This window comes from Pseudoalteromonas sp. G5_S1_54_S4 (genome assembly GCF_054968565.1).
Genome location: NZ_JBQKUL010000006.1, coordinates 21,505 through 43,113, shown reverse-complemented (window position 1 = coordinate 43,113; position 21,609 = coordinate 21,505). Strand labels below are relative to the sequence as shown.

Below are 21,609 nucleotides of genomic sequence, written 5' to 3'. Positions count from 1 at the left end.
TCATAACTCAGTTGGTCTGTATTCTGTTATTTGCATTATTAACACAAAAAAACCAAGTACGAATGCAGAGAAAGCTAAAATATAGATAAAGCCTTTTTTACCCTGTTTGATTGGAATTGCATAATGGCGCAAAAAAAAGTACCAGCCCAAGCATAAAATAATAGGCAGTAAAAAAAGTAGTCTAAACATGATTTAGCCTTTTTAAGCAAATAATAAGTTAATAATAAACGGCTTATATTTAAATGAAACAAAAAAGTTATAAAATATTTAACCTTATTCAGAGTTAGTAAATATTTGTTGTTAAACTTTAATCGCATAATTACTAATTAATCATTCAGATCAACGATGAATGGTATATAATGTATCCAAGAGTGAAACGGGCAAGGTTTCATTTTTCACAATAATAAAGTGTTAATACATATTTGAGCGTTTTTATTGGTTGAATTGTAAGCGTTTACACTGCGCTTTTGTGAGTGGTTGTAGGTTTACAGTGTTGGCGATTTTAAGCGCTTAGCTATATGTATATTTAAACAACGAGTAGGAGTTGTATATGATGGGTAAAACCGTATCTTCGGAAGAAAATGCAAAATTAACAAAGTGGCTTAAAACTAAGCGCCATGAAAAAGGCTACACCATGCGTAGCTTAGCGCAAATCTTGGGTACGCCACATTCTTTTATTGGCAAAATTGAAAATCAGGAACGTCGTTTAGATGTAATTGAGTTTGTTCGCTACTGTAATGCATTAGAAGTCGACCCTTATGAAGCATTAAGCTTAATTAAAGCTGACTAACGCTTTCTTTTTGGCTGTAATCGTAAAGTTAAATTAGCGTCTACAGCCAATACTAGTGCAGGGATGCATTAGGTATTTTTATGATAATTTTGCTCTAGTGCATATAGCTTGTGCCTAATTAGAAATAAAAACACTAATGAGGGTAAAACCATAAGTGCAGTTAATACAAAGAACAATGACCAATTCCCCATTAGCCAATCATCAATAACCACGCCGCTGTAACTCGATAATAACGTACGCCCTAAATTACCCAATGATGCCAATAGCGCATAATGGGTGGCGCTAAATGCTCTGTCACACAGCATAGATATAAAAGCAACCATTGCCACTAAAGACCAAGCTTGGGTAAAGCCATCAACTACAATTGCCATTGCATATAAGTGCTCTTGTGGACCAGCTAAGGCAATCCAAGAAAACATTAAGTTAGATGCTGCCATGGCTATGCCACTAATAAATAAGCCTTTCACAATGCCATATTTATGGTTAAAAATACTGCCCAAAAAGGCAAATACAATGGTGATTAACCCCGTGCCGAGTTTTGAGTAATTTGCTATTTGCGTATTACTAAAGCCAACTTCTTTATAAAATACAATCGACATCCGCGCTAAAAATGCTTCACCAATCTTAAATAAGAAAATAAACGCCAGCAGCGCCAACGCGGTTTTAACGCCATTTTTAGCAAAAAAGGTTTTAAACGGATCAACCACGGTAACGCCTAGCCATGCAAGCGTTTTTGTCAGTGGTGTTTGTTTAGTGGCGGCGAGTTTTTCAAGATAAACACGTTCTAGTTCGGCATGTACGGCTTCGCGATTTGATTGTGGCTCTTTAGCCCAAAATACACAGCTAATTAATAACAGCATAATCGCGGATAAAAAATAATATACCTGTGGCCAGTCAATATTTGGCATATCAGCCATGTAAAAAGGCACAGCTCCTAATAAAGCATAGCCAGTCCACCAACCTGAGGTGGCCATTGCAGCAGCCGCGGTGGCTTTGTGAGATTCATTTTCACTAAGGGTATCTATTCGAAAGGCGTCAATTGCAATATCTTGCGTGGCAGAGGCTATGGCGATTAATAAGCAAAGTGCGGCGGCAACCGCTAGGTTTGCTTTCAAATCAAGTCCTGCAAGTAGCAATGTGCCAAGCAAAATAAAGCTTTGGCAAAACAGTATCCAACTACGGCGCTGACCAAGCCAATTATATAAAAAGGGCAGTTTAGTGCGGTCGATTAAAGGTGACCATAAAAAGTTGATGCTGTAGGCACCAAACACAATGCCAAATAGGCCAATCATGCTGCGGCTCAAACCTTCATCTTTAAGCCATGCCGACATTACTGAGCCAATTAATACCCACGGAAAGCCACTGCTCATTCCAAATATAAAAACATTAATCAAACGTTTATCTTTAAAATAAGAAAAGTATTCGCTAACAGAAAGTGTGCTATTCATAGGGGCTCATTGGCTTATACAAAGAGCAGCTAAGGCTGCTCTTATTAAAAAAGTTATAAAGGAACTTGCTCAAGCACCTTAATATTTAATATAACGACCGGTTTTTCGGGTACAAAGTTGTAGCCAATTTTGTCATTAAATCCGGTTTTTACAGCCATGATTTTATCGAGTGTTTCATAGCCTTCCATCACACTGCCAAACACTGCAAATCCCCAATCACGGCCAGGGTTTAAATGATCGTTATCATCCATATTAAAAAAGAACTGACGCGTTCCTGAGTGTGGTTCACGGTCTTGATAAGCCATCGCAATGCTATACATATCGTTTGTTAAGCCGTTACCGCTTTCATTAAAAATAGGGTCGTTTTCATGTAGGCCATCGTAATCTTTATCATAACCACCGCCTTGAATTACAAAGTCACGATCATTTTCTACGTCGCGTTCTACACGATGAAACACACTACCTTGATAGCTTTTATCCGACACGTACGTTAAAAAATTATTGACCGTAATAGGAGCTCTTGAGCGGTCTAACTCAACCACAATGCTGCCCAACGATGTCACAATTTCTACCCGAGGAAAAATGTTATCTTTTTGCACAAAACGACCCTCTTGAGCCGCTAAGCTACTAACGCTAAATAATAAGCTTACGCAGATTAAAAAAAGTTGCTTCATTGTTAACCTTCTAAAAATGCAATTAATTCTGGGTCAGATACAATGCGGGTAATTAACTGCTCAGTCAACTTATTGAGCTGACCTTCAACTTTTGCCCTATCGTGACCAAGCGGGCCAGATAAATTAGCATTACCGCTGTAGCGTTTACTAAAATTACTGGTCGGGCGAATCACCCGCACTTCAAATTCAATCTTGGCTTCACTGGTATGGCTCATTAGCGTTTCTGTAACTACCGCTTGCAGCGTGTGAATATCTAACTCAAAACGCAATTGCGCTAAATTAGAAATGCTGGCGCCATTGCGACTCAGCGCACTGTCTAGCGCACTTTTAACCGATTCAGTAATACCCGTACTGGCAATGGTTTTGGTTTTGCTCGATTCAATCAGCTTTAAGGTTGCACTGTCACCACGTAAATCAATCACGCTGGTGTTTAAGCTGCTGTTTATTGAGCTTATTTGACCACTTTTATACACAGGGTTAAGAATAAGCTGATTAGGCTGATTGGCACATCCCGAAAAAACCACTAATGTACAACAGCTCAATAATGCTTTTAAGAGTTTCATTTATAACGTCCCACTATTTTTAGTTGCGCTGAGTACCACAAACTTTTTATTAGAGCCTAATAAAGTACAGTTACCAAACATACGGTTTAGTTTGTCGTGGTAATCTAGATGACGGTTACCAATAATACGCAGCTCGCCACCTTCTTTTAATGTGTCTTTTGCTTGCTTGAACATTTGCCATGCTATGTGGTCGGTAACCGCTTGTGCTTGGTGAAATGGCGGATTACACAATACAATATCAGCGCTTTCACGTTCAAAGTCAGTTAAACAATCATTCTCTATAAAGGTACATTGTTCAAACTTGTCTTCCATGTTGAGCTCAATGTTGAGTCGAGCTGATTCAACCGCCATATACGACTCATCAACAAAGCTAATATGGGCATTAGGACAGCGCGCTAATGTCATTAAACCAACTACGCCATTGCCACAGCCTAAATCAATAATATTTTTGGCTTTATTTGTTTGTGGCAAATAATTAAAAAAGAAACGCGCGCCAATATCAAGTGAATCACGTGAAAACACATTGGCATGATTACTTATTGTAAAATCAGTGCCTTCGAGCGGCCAGCTCACTGGGAAATCTGCACCTTTATAACCGCCAGCGGCCTGGCTAATAATTAAACGTGATTTTTTTACTGCGAGGCTTGTTTTCGTCTCACCAATAAAATCTTCAAATGCTTTAATCGTAGAGTTATGCACGTCTTTAGTTTTTGCAGCACCAATAACCGGTGTACCGGGCGCCAGTACTTCGCTTAATTCAGATAGCTGATACTGTAAAAAAGCCAACGTGCGTGGTACTTTTACCAACACTAGGTCTACTTGTTCGGGCAAAGCCGATAAACTATCAAGCTGGCTAAACGCAGTTGTTGCGATTTTGTTTTGCGCTAAGTTATAAGCCGCCGCCTGATGGCTAATATATGAGTCGTTTACTGAACAAACTGTTAATTGTTGCTTGCTAAAGTAACAGCTAAGTGCACCAAAGCTGTCGTTTAAGATCAGCAATGAGCGACAATTAGGGTAGTGTTCATTAACATAGTCAATGAGGTATTCGTCTGCTGAATCCCACGCTTGTAAGCTGCGGTTTTTTTGATCCAAAGGAAAGCGTTCAAGAGTAAAGGTGTTATCGCCGAGCGTAGCTTGCGTAGTCATAATAGTTTAATGATCGGTAATCAAATGATAGGTAAATTCTAACATGCAACCGCCAAACGCCAACCCCCAACTGTTACCAAATGGCTTTTCTTATCAAAGTAGGGTGCTTAGTGCGCAAAAAAGCCTCGATTTATTTTATTATTTGCAGCAAAACTTAAATTGGCAACAACCAAATATCACGGTGTTTGGCAAAACGGGGCCAATACCAAGGCTGCAATGTTTTATCAGCGAAGAGAATCTTGAGTACGGCTATTCTGGGCATAAACTCGATTTAGAGCCTTGGCCAGACGTATTACTTGCTATGCGAACACGATTAGAAAATCACCTACAGCAACCGTTTAATTCAATTTTGGTTAATTATTATCGTGATGGCCACGATAGCATGGGCTGGCATAGCGATGATGAGACGCAGCTAGGGCCTGAGCCTACAATAGCCTGTGTATCGCTTGGCGCAGAGCGATTATTTAAACTTAAACACAAAGTAAGTAACAGCATTACTAACATTAAATTACAAAGTGGTAGCTGTTTAATAATGAGCGGCCAAAGCCAACAAAATTACCAACATGCATTGCCCAAACAAACAACGCTTAAACACCCTCGAATAAGTTTAACGTTTCGCTATATCAGGGTCTGTTGATCTTTGCGGATTATAATTTGTTCAAACTAGGAGCGGTTTAATCGCGGCGCGAGGTTTGTAACCTAGTGGGCTCGATAACTACTCCTGCGTTATTCTACTGGCTTACATCCATGTAAGAATAAGTAAAAACCGAGCAAAGCTTCCGCGTCCTGCTCACGCCCCTTACCTACATCCATGTAGGTAACAAAGAGTTAATTGCCCCTAGGCAGAACCCTTAAGGGCAGCGCCTGTTTGGCATTGATGCTGCGTTATCGCCTATTTATGGGGAATAACCACACCACATAGGCTCTGCCTTGTCTAAATACCAAACAGGCTGCTGCAAATTTAATCTTGAAAGGTCAACAGACCCTAATAATGGTTTCAGTTAAATAGCATTAGCCATGGTATAGCCGCAGTTGTTATAGTAAGGACATAACTGAATTTTGAGGATGGTTTTTATGTCAATGCAAGAACAAATACGTAACAAGCTAGCCGATGCGATTGCGTGCAAGCATTTAAATGTGATCAACGAAAGCCATATGCACAGTGCAGGCACTGAATCACACTTTAAAGTGATTGTAGTTAGTGAGGAATTTGCTGGTAAGCGATTATTGCAGCGTCATCGTGAAATTAACGAAATTTTAAAAGATGAGTTAGCAAATCATATTCATGCGCTTGCGATGCACACTTACACCCCTGAAGAATTTACCGAGCACGACGGTGAAGCGCCGCAGTCGCCTAACTGTATGGGTGGCTCAAAAATTGGATAACAGGTAGCTAGAAGGTGGTTTGAGCAGAGCGTAACTGATCAGATCAGTTTTTTTTGTTTTAGCCTTTAAACTAGCGCTAATTTTTATTGTAAAAGATATAGGATGATCAATGGTCATTAAGCCTAAAATTCGCGGATTTATCTGCACCAATGCACACCCAGTAGGCTGTGCAGAGCATGTACAAGAACAAATTAATTATGTTAAGCAGCAAGGGGCATTAAAAAATGCACCTAAAAATGTATTAGTTATTGGTGCGTCTACAGGTTATGGCCTAGCGTCTCGCATTACCGCTGCATTTGGTGGTGGCGCTAAAACATTAGGTGTTTTCTTTGAAAAAGAAGGCACTGAGCGTAAAACAGGCTCTGCGGGTTGGTATAATACGGCGGCGTTTCAAGCAGCTGCTGAAGCTGAAGGTTTATGGTCAAAAAATATTAATGGTGATGCGTTTTCTAACGAAATTAAACAAAAAACAATCGACACCATTAAAGCTGAATTAGGTAAAGTTGACTGTATTATTTACAGCTTAGCATCACCACGTCGTACTGATCCAAATACCGGCGAAGTGTTTTCTTCAACGCTTAAGCCAATTGGTAATGCGGTAACCACTAAAAACTTAAATACGTCAAAGCGTGAAATTGATGAAGTAACTGTTGAAGCGGCAAACCAAGACGATATCGACAACACCATTAAAGTAATGGGTGGCGAAGATTGGGAAATGTGGATTGACGCACTTAAAGAAGCGGATGTACTCGCAGATAACTTTAAAACCACGGCTTACACTTATATTGGTAAAGAACTAACGTGGCCAATTTACGGTCATGCAACAATTGGTAAAGCCAAAGAAGATTTAGACCGTGCCACTGCTGCTATTAAAGCTGCTACCCAAGATTTAAATGGTGAAGCCTACGTTTCATCGCTTAATGCGGTTGTTACTCAAGCAAGCTCAGCAATTCCAATCATGCCACTTTATATTTCTGCCTTATTTAAAGTGATGAAGGCTGATGGCACGTATGAAGGCACCATTGAGCAAATTCATGCGCTATTTAGTGAGAACTTATACGGTGATTCTCCACGCTTTGACGAGGGCGGGCATTTATTCCAAAACTATAAAGAACTGGAAGATGACGTTCAATCTCGCGTTCAAGCCATTTGGGATAGTGTAGATACAAACTCAATTGATGAGTTAACCGATTATATTGGTTACCATAATGAATTTTTACGCTTGTTTGGTTTTGGTGTTGACGCGGTTGATTATGAACAAGATGTAAATCCTGTTGCACCTATTGCCAATATGATTGACTAACTTGTCGCTGTTAGCGCATTTTTGAAAAAGTCGCCTTGTGCGGCTTTTTTGTTTTTTAGCTTTGATTTGAAAAAATATTTGCTAATTGTTGGCTAATTTACCACTTTGGTCTAGCTTGTATTTTATTAATTGTTAATTACAAAACTAAATAAACGTTTCTCTCGTATAATTTTCATAAATACACTCGCATAGTCAGCCACAATAATGTTAAAATCAAAGCAATATGTGAGGAGTTTTACTGCGCTGCTTGTTTGGTATTTATAGCGAGTCATTTTATAGCTTGCAATAATACAAATAGCGGCGTGGTTAGTACGATTTTTCAGTTTCTTTCCGTTAATGTAGTGCAAGTGCGTATGATCAATATAAAAAAAGGTCTGGATTTACCCTTAGAGGGCGCACCTCAGCAAGTTATTCATGATGGTTCTGCCGTCAAACGTGTAGCTGTGCTAGGTGAAGAGTTTATCGGTATGCGTCCAACCATGCATGTTCGTGTGGATGACCAAGTCAAAAAAGGCCAGGTACTTTTTGAAGATAAAAAGAACCCAGGCGTATTATTTACTGCACCAGCTTCTGGTACAGTAAAAGAAATTAATCGCGGTGCTAAACGTGTTCTGCAATCTGTTGTTATTGAAGTAAACGGCAGTGAGCAAATCACCTTTGGTTCTTTCTCGGAAACTGAGCTTAACAGCTTAGACCGTGAAAAAGCTAAAGAAGTACTAGTTCAATCGGGTCAATGGACAGCACTTCGTGCCCGCCCATTTAGCAAAGTAGCGGCATTGGATGCAAATCCTAGCTCTATTTTTGTGACAGCTATCGATACCAATCCACTTGCTGCAGATCCTGCAGTAATTATTGCTGAAAATGCGAAAGCGTTTGAAGCAGGTTTGGCTGTTGTGTCACGTTTAACCGATGGCAAAGTATTTGTTTGTAAGCAAGCAGGTAGTCAAGTTCCTAGTTCACCTATTGCTCAAGTAGAAGTACATGAGTTTGGTGGCGTGCATCCGGCTGGCCTTGTTGGCACTCATATCCATCACCTTGACCCAGTATCTGCTAGTAAGCAAGTTTGGCACATTGGTTACCAAGACGTTATTGCGTATGGTCACCTTTTCCTTACTGGTGAAATTTACACAGACCGTGTGATTTCGCTTGCAGGTCCGCGTGTTAAGAATCCTCGTTTAGTGAAAACACAATTAGGTGCTTCACTTGATGACTTAGTTGCAGGTGAATTAGAAGACGGTGATAACCGTGTTATTTCTGGTTCTGTACTTGCAGGTGCTACGTCTTCTGGCGTTCATGCATTTTTAGGTCGTTACCATGTTCAAGTATCTGTATTACTTGAAGGTCGCGAAAAAGAATTTTTTGGCTGGATTGCACCAGGTAGTGATAAATTCTCTGTAACGCGTACATTCTTGTCTCACCTTACACCGAGTCGTTTATTTAAAATGACAACGTCTACGGGCGGTTCAAAACGTGCTATGGTTCCACTTGGAAGCTATGAGCGTGTTATGCCACTTGATATTTTGCCAACGCTTTTATTACGTGACTTATTGTCTCGTGATTTAGACAGTGCAATTTCATTAGGTGCGCTTGAATTAGATGAAGAAGATTTAGCGTTATGCACCTTCGTTTGTCCTGGCAAATACGAGTACGGCGCAGCCCTACGCGATTGCTTAACTACGATCGAGAAGGAAGGCTAAAATGGGCTTAAAAACTTTCTTAGAAGATATCGAACCGCATTTTGAACCAGGTGGTAAGCATGAGAAATGGTACGCGCTGTATGAAGCCGCTGCGACTATTTTTTACACGCCAGGTTACGTAAACAAAGGTTCAACTCACGTTCGTGATAACATCGACCTAAAACGCATGATGATTTTAGTGTGGATGGCGACGTTCCCTGCCATGTTCTTTGGTATGTTCAATATTGGTCATCAAGCGGCAATCGCGCTTGGTAATGGTTTTGAACTAGCTAACATTTGGCAAGTAGGTTTATTCCAGTTATTAGGCGGTGAGTTAACCGTTGATGCTGGTTGGGGCGCAAAAATGTTCTACGGAGCATGTTTCTTCCTACCTATTTATGCAACAACCTTTATTGTCGGTGGTTTTTGGGAAGTATTGTTTGCTTCTGTGCGTAAGCATGAAGTAAATGAAGGTTTCTTCGTAACCTCTGTATTATTTGCATTAATCCTGCCTGCAACGATTCCTTTATGGCAAGTTGCGCTAGGTATTACTTTTGGTGTAGTTATCGCAAAAGAAATATTTGGTGGTACAGGTCGTAACTTCTTAAACCCTGCGCTTGCTGGTCGTGCGTTTTTATTCTTCGCATACCCTGCACAAATTTCAGGTGACACAGTATGGACTGCCGTAGATTCATTCTCTGGCGCGACGATGCTTGGTCAAGCGTTTGCTGGTACGTTAAATTACGCGACTGATATTGAGCTTTGGTGGAATGCGTTTTACGGATTCATTCAAGGTTCTATGGGTGAAACGTCTACACTAGCTGTACTTATTGGTGGTTTATTCCTAATTTACGTGCGCATCGCGTCTTGGCGTATCGTGCTAGGTGTATTCCTAGGTATGGTAGTAACCTCATCAATACTAAATACTATTGGTTCTGAAACCAATGCTATGTTTGCTATGCCTTGGTACTGGCATATGGTATTAGGTGGTTTTGCATTCGGTATGTTCTTTATGGCAACTGACCCTGTATCTGCTGCATTTACTGATAAAGGTAAATTAGCATACGGTGCGCTTATTGGCTTTATGGTTATCATGATCCGTGTTGTTAACCCTGCATACCCAGAGGGCATCATGCTAGCAATCTTATTTGCTAACTTGTTTGCACCTTTATTCGATCACTTTGTAGTGCAAGCTAATATCAAGCGGAGGTTGGCACGTAATGTCTAGTAATAACGAATCAATTGGCAAAACGCTAGCTGTTGTTGTCTCATTATGTTTAGTGTGTGCAGTTATTGTGTCGCTAACGTCTGTGCAACTTCGCCCTCTGCAAAAAGCAAATAAAGCAAAAGATATTCAAAGTAATATCTTAGCTGCTGCTGGTATTGGCAAAGTTGATAACGTTGCAGAAACGTTTGAAGCTAAAATCGAAACCCGCTTTGTTGATATGCAAAGTGGTGAGTTTGCTGAGCCGGTAGAAGATTTCGACTTTGAAAAAAGCAAATATGATGCTGATTTAAGCAAGTCTCTTAAAGAGAATGGTATTAAGGACATCGCCGGTATTCAACGTATTACCAAGCGTGCGCCTGTTTACATCTCTAAAAAAGACGATGGCTCTACTGATGCAATCATCCTTCCTATTCAGGGTTATGGTTTATGGGGTTTAATGTACGGTTTTATCTCGCTTGAAAGCGATGGCGAAACTATTAAAGACATTATTTTCTACAAACATAACGAAACACCTGGTTTAGGTGGTGAAATTCAAAACCCACAGTGGACTGCAACGTGGGAAGGTAAAGAGTTACCAATCCAAATCGTTAAAGGGACTGCAGCCGGTGATGAGCACAAGATCGACGGTCTTTCAGGTGCTACATTAACGTCTAATGGTGTTGACCATGCAGTTGACTTTTGGACTGGCGAAAATGGCTTTGGCCCTTTCCTTGCGAAAGTACGTAAAGGAGCATTGAACTAATGGCTGATACTAAAGAAATGAAGGCGGTCCTATTCGGTCCAGTTTTCGCTAACAACCCAATCGCATTACAAGTACTTGGTATTTGTTCTGCGCTAGCGGTAACGTCTAGCTTAAAAAATGCATTAATCATGTCAATTGCATTGACCTTGGTAACTGCATTCTCTAGCCTTTTTATCTCGACTATTCGTAACCATATTCCATCATCAGTACGTATCATTGTACAGATGACGATTATTGCATCATTGGTAATCGTGGTTGACCAAGTACTACAAGCTTTCTCTTACGCTACGGCAAAAGAGTTATCAGTATTCGTTGGTCTAATCATTACTAACTGTATCGTAATGGGTCGTGCTGAAGCTTATGCAATGAAGTCGCCGCCATTAATGTCTTTCCTTGATGGTATTGGTAATGGCTTAGGTTACTCTGTTGTGCTTCTTACTGTTGGCTTTATTCGTGAGTTATTCGGTAAAGGTTCACTGTTCGGTGTTGATATTATTCCATTAGTACAAAATGGTGGTTGGTACCAACCTATGGGTCTATTGATCTTACCACCGAGTGCATTCTTCATTATTGGTTTATTCATTTGGGTACTTCGTACTTATAAGAAAGACCAAGTAGAAGCTAAAGCGTAAGGGGCGATAAGTGGAACATTATATTAGTTTATTTGTAAAAGCCGTTTTTATTGAAAACTTAGCGTTAGCATTCTTCCTAGGTATGTGTACTTTCTTAGCCGTGTCTAAAAAAGTAACTACATCAATTGGCCTAGGGGTAGCGGTTATTGTTGTATTAGGTATTTCAGTACCGGTTAATAACTTGGTTTACCATGCGGTATTAGCACCAGGTTCACTTGAGTGGCTTGGTTACCCAGAAGCGGATCTTAGCTTTTTACGTTTCTTAACTTTCATTGGTGTTATTGCTGCACTGGTGCAAATTCTTGAAATGGCATTAGATAAGTTCTTCCCACCACTGTACAACGCATTAGGTATTTTCCTACCACTAATCACAGTTAACTGTGCAATTTTTGGTGCGGTAGCCTTCATGGTTGAGCGTAACTATAACTTCGGCGAGTCTGTTGTTTATGGTATTGGCGCTGGTGTGGGTTGGGCGCTTGCAATTACATTACTTGCAGGTATCCGTGAGAAAATGAAGTATTCAGACGTACCAGATGGTTTACGTGGTCTAGGTATTACCTTTATCACTGTTGGCTTGATGGGTCTTGGCTTTATGTCATTCTCTGGTATTTCACTGTAATAATAGCGAGGTCAATCATGGATATTTTCTTAGGCGTTGGTGTTTTTATCGCTATCGTTGTAATACTAGTTTTAATCATCATTGGTGCTAAATCTAAGCTAGTTGCAAGCGGTGACATCATCATCGGTATTAATGGCGATCCAGACAAAGCCATTAAAACATCAGCAGGTAGTAAGCTATTAGGTGCACTATCTGAGTCAGGTATTTTCGTATCTTCTGCATGTGGTGGCGGTGGCTCTTGTGGTCAGTGTCGCGTTCACATTAAAGAAGGTGGCGGTGATATTCTGCCAACTGAACTTGACCACATCTCTAAAGGTGAAGCACGTGAAGGTTGTCGTTTAGCGTGTCAGGTTAATGTTAAAAATGACATGGAAATTGAACTTGAAGAGTCAATTTTCGGTGTTAAAAAATGGGATTGTGAAGTTATCTCTAACGATAACAAAGCAACGTTCATCAAAGAACTTAAGCTACAAATTCCAGATGGCGAGTCAGTGCCGTTCCGTGCGGGTGGTTACATCCAAATCGAAGCGCCAGCTCACCATGTTAAATACGCTGATTTCGATATTCCTGAAGAGTATCGTGGCGATTGGAACCATTTTGGTTTCTTCGACCTGGAGTCAAAAGTAGACGAAGAAACAATTCGTGCTTACTCAATGGCTAACTACCCAGAAGAAGAAGGCATTATTATGCTTAACGTGCGTATCGCTACGCCGCCGCCAAGAAACCTAAGCCTACCATGTGGTAAAATGTCATCGTACATTTGGTCACTGAAAGAAGGTGATAAAGTAACTATTTCTGGTCCATTTGGTGAGTTCTTCGCTAAAGACACAGACGCTGAAATGGTATTCGTAGGTGGTGGTGCAGGTATGGCACCAATGCGTTCACATATCTTTGACCAACTTAAGCGTTTAAACTCTAAGCGTAAAATTAGTTTCTGGTATGGTGCACGTTCTAAGCGTGAAATGTTTTATGTTGAAGATTTTGACGGCCTAGCTGAGCAAAACGATAACTTCGTTTGGCATACAGCGCTTTCAGATCCGCAACCAGAAGATAACTGGGAAGGCTACACTGGCTTTATCCACAACGTGTTATTTGAGAACTATCTTAAAGACCACGAAGCGCCTGAAGATTGTGAGTTCTACATGTGTGGTCCTCCAATGATGAATGCGGCAGTTATCTCTATGCTTAAAGATTTAGGCGTAGAAGAAGAAAACATCTTATTAGATGATTTCGGTGGCTAATACCCAAACTAAATAAATTTAGTTAAAATACCAGCCTCATAGCACTAAGTGTTATGAGGCTTTTTTATATCAACTGATTGAGTTTGGCTTTACCGCTGATTTTAGTTGATACTCTATTTAACCTTTATAAGTAGGCTATTATGAATCGATTAAGTACAGTTAAAGGCGTGGCAGCCTTATTTTTAATCATATCCACGTTACTTATTACCGGTTGTGGCAATTCACAACACAACGAAGAAGCTTACCTTGAAGGTAAAACGATGGGGACAACTTACCACATCAAGTTTTACGCTGATCAAGTGGATCCTCAAGCAGTTCAAGCAGAAATAGATGCGGTTTTAGTTGATATTAACCAGTCTATGTCGACCTATATTGAAGAGTCAGAAATAAACACCTTTAATCGTTTAGATGCTAATCAAGTAATGCCAATCAGTGATGATTTTAGAGCGGTTATTGCAGAATCTATACGAATTGGTGATTCAACTAAAACACTCGATGTGACTATGGGACCGCTAATCGATTTATGGGGATTTGGTCCTGATAAAAAACCAACAAAGCGCCCAACGGATGAAGCACTGGCAAATATGGTCAGTAACATTGGTATAGATAAGCTAGTCCTTAATGAGCAAGGGTTAGCTAAAACAGTTGCTGATTTAGAGCTGTCGTTTTCGGCTACCGCAAAAGGCTATGGTATTGATAAAGTTGCTGAGCTATTACAAAGTAAAGGCATTACAGATTACATGGTTGAAATTGGTGGAGAACTGCGTATTGCTGGTACAAAACCAGACAATCAAGCATGGCGAATAGCAATCGAACAACCTGATGCAAATCCGGGCGAGCGCAAAGTACACCGCGTATTAACACCGGGTAATAATGGCATTGCCACCTCAGGCGATTATAGAATATTTTATACTATGGATGGCGAAACTTATACGCATCTCATTGATCCGATGACAGGTATGCCGATTAAGCACGACTTAGTCTCTGTCACAGTTTTGCACCCAAGTGCAATGACGGCGGACGGTTTAGCGACTGCTTTAACGGTAATGGGCATGGAAAAGGCACAACGTTATGCGCAGCAGCATGATTTACCTGTGTATTTAATTGCGAAATCGGCACAGGGGTTAGTCACCTATTCAAGCCCTGCGTTTAAGCCTTATTTATAGTCTTTAGGTTTATATCCTTATCATGAGGGTATATAATGCAATGAGCTCAGATATGATGTTTGGGCTCATTTTATTGCTGAACAATAGGGGCTAAGCAATGTCACTTTTTTTTCTAACCTTTGGCTTACTTATTTTAATTGTCGCTGCAATGGCGATAGGCATGATAGTACAAAGAAAATCGATGGCGAGTAGCTGCGGAGGCCTAGGCTCTGTAGGTATTGATAAAGCATGTGATTGCGATGATCCATGTGATAAACGCAAAAAGCGTCTAGCCAAAGAGCAAGTATGGAAAGAAAACCAAATTCTTTAAATAGGGTATCCCTGTTTAAACAAAAAACCTCTCGTAGCTCACTACGGGAGGTTTTTTATTTATATCGGCATAAATAAATCACCAGCCGATAAAATAATCGTGTTTTTATCTTGAACAGAAAATTCTCTTTGTTATACTCATGCCCGAACTTTCAGTAAGTTTTGAAAGTTCTATTGATGCGGATCAAAACTAGCTTGGCAAAATAGTGCTAATGCGTTGAGACTGTATTTCATGTCACTGTATAAGGCTTTACGGCTGCAACCTTTTTTGTTGCCACGGTGTACACCGAATTTTGTTATTAGTCATTTTAATAGGTTAATGTTTTTGAACTCACTTTCTTTGTTTCATACCAGCGCTTTGCTTACCTTAGGTAAGTCAGTGTTGCATGAGCGCTTTAAAAAAGCGAAAAAGGGCGTGAGTGTGGCTGTAACATTATTAGTTTTTAATGTCGTTATGTTGCTTAGTGGCGCTATTGAGGATGCCTTTAGGCTTGAAGCATTGGTCAGTGATGGCTTTTTTATAGAGCCATTATTACTGACAATTGCCGAATTTTTAGCTCATCCCATCTTATCGTGTCAGTTACTTATTGGCCTTTGTTGGCTATTGTTCCACATGTTTCCAGCGCGTCGTGCTGGGATAATCCTCCGTAAAGCAGCCTTTGCTTTTAGCGAGGCTAAAGTTCAGCAACCAGTGCAAGCTGCGCATGGTTGTCGTGCTCCACCTAGCTTTACAGGTTGTCTGTTTACCCATTAATTTTATGGGTATAGGTTACACCTGTGGTATCTAATTATTTATTCTTGCTGTAAATAACGATTACTTTCATTGTAGCTTAGTGTTTTTACACACTCTCAGCCAACCATACCTCACCCAAGTTAATTTTTATTGCGTTATATTAATGTGTTTAAAAAAGCTGGGTTGGTTCTGCTAGGTGGTTTTATTAAGCCAGTGGTCAATACTTCATGCTTGCATTCGCTCTGCATTATTTGTAATTCAATCTTAATTAACTTGGATTTTTATCAAATATCGTTGCTAAATATTTTTGGCAGCTAATAAAAACTCTTTAGGTTTTAGGATAGTCCCTTGTTAATTCGTAACCTTTTTAATATTGCTTTAGCTAGTATGGCGCTGATCTTATCAGGCTGTAATGGCGGGGTACTCGACCCAAAAGGGCAGATAGGTATTGATGAGAAAAATCTGATCATCATCGCCACTGTGCTTATGTTGTTAGTTGTGATCCCCGTTATTGTGATGACTTTATATTTTGCTTGGAAATACAGAGACACACAAAACCATGAAATTTACGCACCAAAATGGGCTCACTCTAATAAGATTGAGGCTGTTGTATGGGCGGTTCCTATTGTTATTGTTGTTATTTTAGGTGTGATCACCTGGCAGTCAACTCAAGAGCTTGACCCCTATAAACCGATAGAAGGTAAAGGTGAACATCTTACTGTTGAAGTGGTGTCACTTAATTGGAAATGGTTATTTATTTACCCTGAACAAGGTATTGCCACGGTGAATGAATTGGTATTTCCAGCCAATGTTCCGGTTGAATACAAAATCACGTCAGAAAGCACCATGAACTCGTTTTTCATCCCTCAGTTAGGTAGTCAAATCTACTCAATGGCGGGCATGGAAACTAAGCTGCATTTAATTGCTAATGAGCCAGGCACGTTTAAAGGCTTTTCGGCTAATTACAGTGGTGCGGGTTTTACTGGTATGAAATTTAATGCCATCGCAACGCCAACAAAAGCTGACTTCAACCAGTGGGTTGAACAGGTAAAAACTAACGCTAATAACCTTACTCATGCCAATTATGTTGAGCTTGCAAAAGCAAGTGAGAACAACCCAGTCGCTTACTATGGCAAGGTTGATGACGGTTTATTTCATACCATAGTGATGAAATACATGCAGGCGCATGGCGATATGAATAAAAAACATCATGTCATGGGTAAACATCAGCAGATGAGTAATGAGCATCAAGCAATGGGTAATCATTCAATGCCATCATCACACAGCCAGGGCGAGGAATAATCATGTCGTTTTTAGGTAAATTATCTATAGATGCAATTCCGTTTCATGAACCTATTATCATGGTTACCATGGCGGTGATTGCTGTTGTCGGGCTTATTATAGCTGGGCTAATAACAAAATATAAAAAATGGGGTGTGCTTTGGCGTGACTGGATCACCTCGGTTGATCATAAACGCTTAGGCGTTATGTACATTTTATTAGCACTAATCATGCTGTTTCGTGGTTTTTCTGATGCCATTATGATGCGTGCGCAGTTAGCGCTTGCTACCAGTGGCGCGCCAGGCTATCTGCCGCCAGAGCATTACGACCAAATATTCACCGCTCATGGCGTTATTATGATCATCTTTATGGCGATGCCATTTATGATTGGTTTAATGAATATTGTTGTACCACTGCAAATTGGTGCCCGTGATGTGGCTTTTCCATTTTTAAATAATTTAAGTTTTTGGTTTACCGCTAGTGGCGCCATTTTAATAAATTTATCACTTATATTTGGTGAATTTGCTAAAACAGGCTGGGTTGCTTACCCACCGTTGTCGGAGTTGACCTTTAGCCCTGGGGTGGGGGTCGATTATTATATTTGGGCCTTGCAAATATCGGGGCTCGGTACGCTATTAACCGCTGTTAACTTTCTAGTGACTGTATTTAAAATGCGTGCCCCTGGTATGACTCTGATGAAAATGCCAATTTTCACATGGGCATGTACGTGGGCAAATATCTTAATTGCGGCATCATTTCCAATTTTAACCGCAGTGCTCGCCATGCTAACGCTAGACCGTTATTTAGATTTCCACTTCTTCACTAATGAAGCCGGCGGAAACGCCATGATGTATATCAACCTGTTTTGGGCATGGGGTCACCCAGAGGTATACATTTTAGTATTACCAGCTTTTGGTATCTTCTCTGAAATAGTGTCGACTTTCACTGGTAAACGTTTATTTGGTTATAAATCGATGGTATATGCCAGCGGTGCCATTTCTATTCTTGGCTTTATTGTATGGTTACACCACTTCTTTACTATGGGTTCAAGTGCCAATGTAAATGCCTTCTTTGGGGTAATGACCATGGTCATTGCTGTCCCTACTGGGGTTAAGTTATTTAGTTGGTTGTTTACTATTTACCGTGGTCGCTTGCGCATTACTGTGCCCGTACTGTGGACGCTTGGTTTTATGGTTACCTTCAGTATTGGTGGTATGACGGGGGTATTACTAGCAATCCCTGGTGCCGATTATGTATTGCATAACAGCTTATTCTTAATCGCTCATTTTCATAACACCATTATTGGTGGCGCAGTATTTGGCTACTTAGCTGGTTTTGTTTTTTGGTTTCCAAAAGCAATGGGCTTTAAGCTTGATGAGCGTTGGGGTAAAGCGTCATTTTGGTGTTGGTTAATCGGTTTTTTCGTAGCCTTTATGCCATTGTACGTACTCGGCTTTTTGGGCATGACGCGTCGCTTAAACCACTCTAATAATCCTGATTGGAATATCTGGCTTTATATTGCTGCAGTGGGGGCCGTGATTATTATGTTCGGTATTATTTGCCAAATTATTCAGCTATATGTGAGCTTTAAAAACCGCGAAGCGCTTGATGATACCACTGGCGATCCTTGGAACGGTCACACCCTTGAATGGTCAACGTCATCACCACCGCAATACTATAACTTTGCTGAAATCCCGCATGTTGATGATATTGATACATGGACTGATATGAAAGAAAAAGGCCTAGCTTATCAAGGCAAATCTAGCTATAGCCCAATTCATATGCCAAAAAATACCGCATCGGGTGTGCTTATTGCTGCGAGTTTAACGGCGTTTTGTTTTGCCATGATCTGGCATATTTGGTGGCTAGCAGGGCTTGGTTTTATTGGCGCGATTGCGCTGTTTATTAACCGTGCTTACACCAGTGATGTAGATTACTACGTGCAAAACGATGAAATATTACAAATTGAAGGCGCGCATATTGCCAGTAACACGAAGGAGGTAAGCGCATGAGTACGTTATCTGCAACTCAAGGCCATGTAAATTTAGAGCCTCATAGCGTAAGTCATACGCATGAACATCACGATACCTCAGGCGATACAATCTTTGGCTTTTGGCTTTATTTAATGACCGATTGCCTTTTATTTGCCTCATTTTTTGCAACCTACGCAGTGCTTTATATGAACACCGCAGGCGGTGTATCGGGCAAAGATATTTTTGAGCTTGATTTTGTTGCCGTTGAAACTGCGGCGCTACTTATAAGTAGTATTACTTTTGGTTTTGCCATGATTGCCGCTCAAGGGCAAAAAAAGGCGCTGACGCTTGGTTGGCTCGCGGTCACTTTTTGTTTAGGCGCGGTGTTTATTGGTATGGAAATTTATGAGTTTCATCATTTAATTGTTCATGGCAATGGCCCACAGCAAAGTGCTTTTTTAACATCGTTTTTCTCATTAGTGGGCTTGCATGGTTTACATGTAACTGCAGGCCTTATCTGGATGAGCATAATGATGATAGAAGTGATTAAGCGCGGTTTAGGTAAACAAACCGTCACGCGCTTAAGTTGCTTAAGCTTATTTTGGCACTTTTTAGATATTGTGTGGATTTGTGTATTTACCGTTGTTTATTTAATGGGGGCAATGTAATGAGCCATAGCGAAACACATGCTTTAGAGAAAATGCAAAGCCAACATCATGATCAGTCACACGGTAGTGTTAAAACCTATCTTATTGGCTTTGTATTGTCAGTGATTTTAACGGCCATTCCATTTTGGATGGTGATGGAGGGCGACTTTTCAAAGGTCACCACGCTTTGGAGTATTGTTACTTTAGCAATCGTGCAAATTTGGGTGCATTTAAAATACTTTTTACACCTTAATTTCACCACTGATGAAGGTAAAGCGAATACCTTTACCTTCTTGTTTAGCGCGTTGATCATCGTCATGGTGGTTGGACTGTCTGTTTGGATCATTTATGAATCAAACGCAATGATGATGTATTAGAGGTTTCAGATGTTTCGTCGTTATTTAGCTGTTACTAAGCCAGGTATTATTATGGGGAATTTGATCAGCGTTGCCGGTGGTTTTTTACTTGCCGCCCGCGGTGATATAGACCCATGGTTAATGTTGGTTACCTTGGTTGGTTTATCGCTTGTTGTTGCATCGGGATGTGCCATAAACAATGTTATAGATAGAGACATTGATGCTGCTATGGCACGTACTCGCTCACGTGTAACTGTAACGGGCGAAATGTCTGCAAAAGCCGCTTTAAGCCATGGCGTGTTATTAGGGCTAATTGGCTTTGGCTTATTAATCGCCTTTACCACTCAAGCGGCGGTATTTTTTGCCGCCTTTGGCTATGTCATTTATGTAGGGGTGTACAGCCTCTACATGAAACGCAACTCTGTTTACGGCACCTTTATTGGTAGTCTATCGGGCGCAGTTCCACCTGTTGTTGGCTATTGCGCCGTTACGGGTGTATTCGATATGGGTGCATTAATACTGTTGGTGATGTTTAGTTTGTGGCAAATGCCTCACTCATATGCGATTGCTATTTTTCGCTTTAAAGATTATCAAGCCGCTAATATTCCAGTATTGCCCGTGGCGCAAGGTGTTAACAAAGCTAAGCGCCATATTGTGCTTTATATTGCGGTATATGCTTTAGTGGTGATGCTATTGCCAATCAGTGGTTATACCGGTGCTGCCTTTATGGCCGTTGCCTGTATTACCAGTTTTTGGTGGTTACTCATGGCACTTAGAGGGTATCGCTACAACATAGACACCACCCGTTGGGCACGCCAAGTGTTTGCGTTTTCAATTATTAATATTACCGCTTTGAGCATTGCCATGGCGGTAGATTATCAAACAATTGCGCCACAATTAGTTGCGCTAAACTGATCTTAAACGATCAATGAACCGAGTTAATTCCCAAAGTTAACCAAAGGCTCTGAGCATTGCGAGGAGCCTTTTTTCGTCCCTAAAACAAGGCTAAGTTATTTACTTAAGCTTTCAGCATCATAAAACATCGGTTTCAATGTGCCACAATTTATAAACTTATAATTGAGCTCACCAGCAGAGGGCACTTCAGTTGAGGTGCGAAACTTTTGTAAACAGGCACCACTTAAATCAACAAACATAATATGATGATAGCTTGGTGGCTGAGTTATTTGGTGAATATAAATACGCTCATTATTTTTTAGCGTAACCATATCGTACTGTTGCCATTTTGAGGCTGGGCTTAAATCAGTTAGCTCACGAGTAAATAACTGCTCGCTAAGCTCTATTAATTTATCACTGTAAACTAAGCTACCTCCTTGTCTAAAATCTCCAAGATACACATCTGCGGTAATCGCGACTTCTTCGCCTCGCATTAAGCGTTGAATATTAAACGGCTTTGATTTTACGGTAACTAACTCAGCGTCACGTACTAAATCTAAAAATGGAATATCAGATACATCTACCTTGTACATAACATGTACATCATAAGGAAGCTCAAAGCTTGGAATGTTAATCGCGTATACACTTGAACCCTTATTAACTAATACCATGGCATGCTCTGCTTCATACTTGGGGTTTAATGGCGGAAGTTCTGGTGGCTCTTCGGCATTAGCAAGCGAGCTGGTACAAAATATAATGCTGATAAATAAATATACGAAGTAGGGTAGCCGCATAATAA

24 protein-coding genes are annotated in these 21,609 nt (G+C 40.5%); 18 read left to right on the top strand and 6 right to left on the bottom strand.

Annotated elements, in window-relative coordinates:
• The gene (locus tag ACTRWE_RS04105) at positions 1 to 189 is read right to left on the bottom strand and encodes a hypothetical protein (RefSeq protein ID WP_013464338.1); all 189 of its coding nucleotides are present in this window, start codon (positions 187 to 189) and stop codon (positions 1 to 3) included.
• A gap of 361 nt (positions 190 to 550) precedes the next feature.
• On the opposite strand from ACTRWE_RS04105, the gene ACTRWE_RS04100 reads away from it, so the two are divergent.
• Entirely contained in the window at positions 551 to 790 is a 240-nt protein-coding gene (locus ACTRWE_RS04100; protein ID WP_008111877.1) for a helix-turn-helix domain-containing protein, read from the top strand.
• A gap of 68 nt (positions 791 to 858) precedes the next feature.
• Here ACTRWE_RS04100 and ACTRWE_RS04095 read toward each other — a convergent pair whose 3' ends face one another.
• From ACTRWE_RS04095 to ACTRWE_RS04080, 4 genes are read right to left on the bottom strand one after another with little or no spacing between them, the layout of a single operon-like run.
• A complete protein-coding gene (locus ACTRWE_RS04095; protein ID WP_033104055.1) occupies positions 859 to 2,238 on the bottom strand; it encodes an AmpG family muropeptide MFS transporter in 1,380 nt (459 codons plus the stop codon).
• 53 nt (positions 2,239 to 2,291) lie between these two features.
• Complete coding sequence (locus tag ACTRWE_RS04090; protein ID WP_013464341.1) at positions 2,292 to 2,912, bottom strand: peptidylprolyl isomerase; 621 nt, start codon at positions 2,910 to 2,912, stop codon at positions 2,292 to 2,294.
• Between the two features lie 2 nt (positions 2,913 to 2,914).
• Positions 2,915 to 3,475: a YajG family lipoprotein gene (locus ACTRWE_RS04085; protein ID WP_013464342.1), complete on the bottom strand. Its 561-nt coding sequence runs from the start codon at positions 3,473 to 3,475 to the stop codon at positions 2,915 to 2,917.
• Positions 3,476 to 4,624 carry a methyltransferase gene (locus tag ACTRWE_RS04080; protein WP_033104056.1) on the bottom strand — a complete coding sequence of 383 codons (1,149 nt, stop codon included), beginning with the start codon at positions 4,622 to 4,624 and terminating at the stop codon, positions 3,476 to 3,478.
• A gap of 43 nt (positions 4,625 to 4,667) precedes the next feature.
• Between ACTRWE_RS04080 and ACTRWE_RS04075 the strand changes: the two genes are divergently transcribed.
• From ACTRWE_RS04075 to cyoE, 17 genes are all read left to right on the top strand, one after another.
• Positions 4,668 to 5,261 (top strand): alpha-ketoglutarate-dependent dioxygenase AlkB family protein, encoded by a 594-nt coding sequence (locus tag ACTRWE_RS04075; RefSeq protein WP_033104057.1) that lies wholly within the window; start codon positions 4,668 to 4,670, stop codon positions 5,259 to 5,261.
• A gap of 437 nt (positions 5,262 to 5,698) precedes the next feature.
• Positions 5,699 to 6,010, top strand: a complete 312-nt coding sequence (locus tag ACTRWE_RS04070; RefSeq protein ID WP_013464345.1) for a BolA family protein — start codon at positions 5,699 to 5,701, stop codon at positions 6,008 to 6,010.
• A 109-nt stretch (positions 6,011 to 6,119) separates the two neighbouring features.
• Positions 6,120 to 7,313, top strand: coding sequence for an enoyl-ACP reductase FabV (fabV, locus tag ACTRWE_RS04065; RefSeq protein ID WP_033104058.1), 1,194 nt, complete (start codon positions 6,120 to 6,122; stop codon positions 7,311 to 7,313).
• 353 nt (positions 7,314 to 7,666) lie between these two features.
• On the top strand, positions 7,667 to 9,010 hold the full coding sequence (locus tag ACTRWE_RS04060) for a Na(+)-translocating NADH-quinone reductase subunit A (protein WP_028835482.1): 1,344 nt from the start codon (positions 7,667 to 7,669) through the stop codon (positions 9,008 to 9,010).
• A 1-nt stretch (position 9,011) separates the two neighbouring features.
• A complete protein-coding gene (locus tag ACTRWE_RS04055) occupies positions 9,012 to 10,217 on the top strand; it encodes an NADH:ubiquinone reductase (Na(+)-transporting) subunit B (RefSeq protein ID WP_008111893.1) in 1,206 nt (401 codons plus the stop codon).
• Positions 10,210 to 10,959 carry a Na(+)-translocating NADH-quinone reductase subunit C gene (locus ACTRWE_RS04050; protein ID WP_024601889.1) on the top strand — a complete coding sequence of 250 codons (750 nt, stop codon included), beginning with the start codon at positions 10,210 to 10,212 and terminating at the stop codon, positions 10,957 to 10,959. The genes ACTRWE_RS04055 and ACTRWE_RS04050 overlap by 8 nt, the downstream gene beginning before the upstream one ends.
• Positions 10,959 to 11,591 carry an NADH:ubiquinone reductase (Na(+)-transporting) subunit D gene (locus ACTRWE_RS04045; protein ID WP_006791491.1) on the top strand — a complete coding sequence of 211 codons (633 nt, stop codon included), beginning with the start codon at positions 10,959 to 10,961 and terminating at the stop codon, positions 11,589 to 11,591. Before ACTRWE_RS04050 ends, ACTRWE_RS04045 begins: the two co-directional genes overlap by 1 nt.
• A gap of 10 nt (positions 11,592 to 11,601) precedes the next feature.
• Positions 11,602 to 12,210, top strand: coding sequence for an NADH:ubiquinone reductase (Na(+)-transporting) subunit E (gene nqrE / locus ACTRWE_RS04040; protein ID WP_006791490.1), 609 nt, complete (start codon positions 11,602 to 11,604; stop codon positions 12,208 to 12,210).
• A 17-nt stretch (positions 12,211 to 12,227) separates the two neighbouring features.
• Entirely contained in the window at positions 12,228 to 13,451 is a 1,224-nt protein-coding gene (gene nqrF / locus ACTRWE_RS04035; protein WP_013464349.1) for an NADH:ubiquinone reductase (Na(+)-transporting) subunit F, read from the top strand.
• Positions 13,452 to 13,591: 140 nt separating this feature from the next.
• The gene (locus ACTRWE_RS04030; protein WP_033104059.1) at positions 13,592 to 14,617 is read left to right on the top strand and encodes an FAD:protein FMN transferase; all 1,026 of its coding nucleotides are present in this window, start codon (positions 13,592 to 13,594) and stop codon (positions 14,615 to 14,617) included.
• Positions 14,618 to 14,714: 97 nt separating this feature from the next.
• Entirely contained in the window at positions 14,715 to 14,927 is a 213-nt protein-coding gene (gene nqrM, locus ACTRWE_RS04025) for a (Na+)-NQR maturation NqrM (protein WP_010391098.1), read from the top strand.
• A gap of 324 nt (positions 14,928 to 15,251) precedes the next feature.
• Positions 15,252 to 15,680 (top strand): hypothetical protein, encoded by a 429-nt coding sequence (locus ACTRWE_RS04020; RefSeq protein ID WP_013464351.1) that lies wholly within the window; start codon positions 15,252 to 15,254, stop codon positions 15,678 to 15,680.
• A 327-nt stretch (positions 15,681 to 16,007) separates the two neighbouring features.
• Entirely contained in the window at positions 16,008 to 16,961 is a 954-nt protein-coding gene (cyoA, locus tag ACTRWE_RS04015; protein ID WP_013464352.1) for a ubiquinol oxidase subunit II, read from the top strand.
• A 2-nt stretch (positions 16,962 to 16,963) separates the two neighbouring features.
• A complete protein-coding gene (gene cyoB, locus ACTRWE_RS04010) occupies positions 16,964 to 18,952 on the top strand; it encodes a cytochrome o ubiquinol oxidase subunit I (protein ID WP_010391101.1) in 1,989 nt (662 codons plus the stop codon).
• Entirely contained in the window at positions 18,949 to 19,581 is a 633-nt protein-coding gene (gene cyoC, locus ACTRWE_RS04005; RefSeq protein ID WP_008111916.1) for a cytochrome o ubiquinol oxidase subunit III, read from the top strand. The genes cyoB and cyoC overlap by 4 nt, the downstream gene beginning before the upstream one ends.
• Entirely contained in the window at positions 19,581 to 19,937 is a 357-nt protein-coding gene (gene cyoD, locus ACTRWE_RS04000; protein WP_036956792.1) for a cytochrome o ubiquinol oxidase subunit IV, read from the top strand. The genes cyoC and cyoD overlap by 1 nt, the downstream gene beginning before the upstream one ends.
• A gap of 9 nt (positions 19,938 to 19,946) precedes the next feature.
• Positions 19,947 to 20,831 (top strand): heme o synthase, encoded by an 885-nt coding sequence (gene cyoE, locus ACTRWE_RS03995; RefSeq protein WP_462879540.1) that lies wholly within the window; start codon positions 19,947 to 19,949, stop codon positions 20,829 to 20,831.
• A 95-nt stretch (positions 20,832 to 20,926) separates the two neighbouring features.
• On the opposite strand, the gene ACTRWE_RS03990 is transcribed toward cyoE, so the two are convergent.
• Positions 20,927 to 21,604, bottom strand: a complete 678-nt coding sequence (locus tag ACTRWE_RS03990) for a hypothetical protein (RefSeq protein WP_013464357.1) — start codon at positions 21,602 to 21,604, stop codon at positions 20,927 to 20,929.
• Between the last annotated feature and the right edge of the window lie 5 nt (positions 21,605 to 21,609).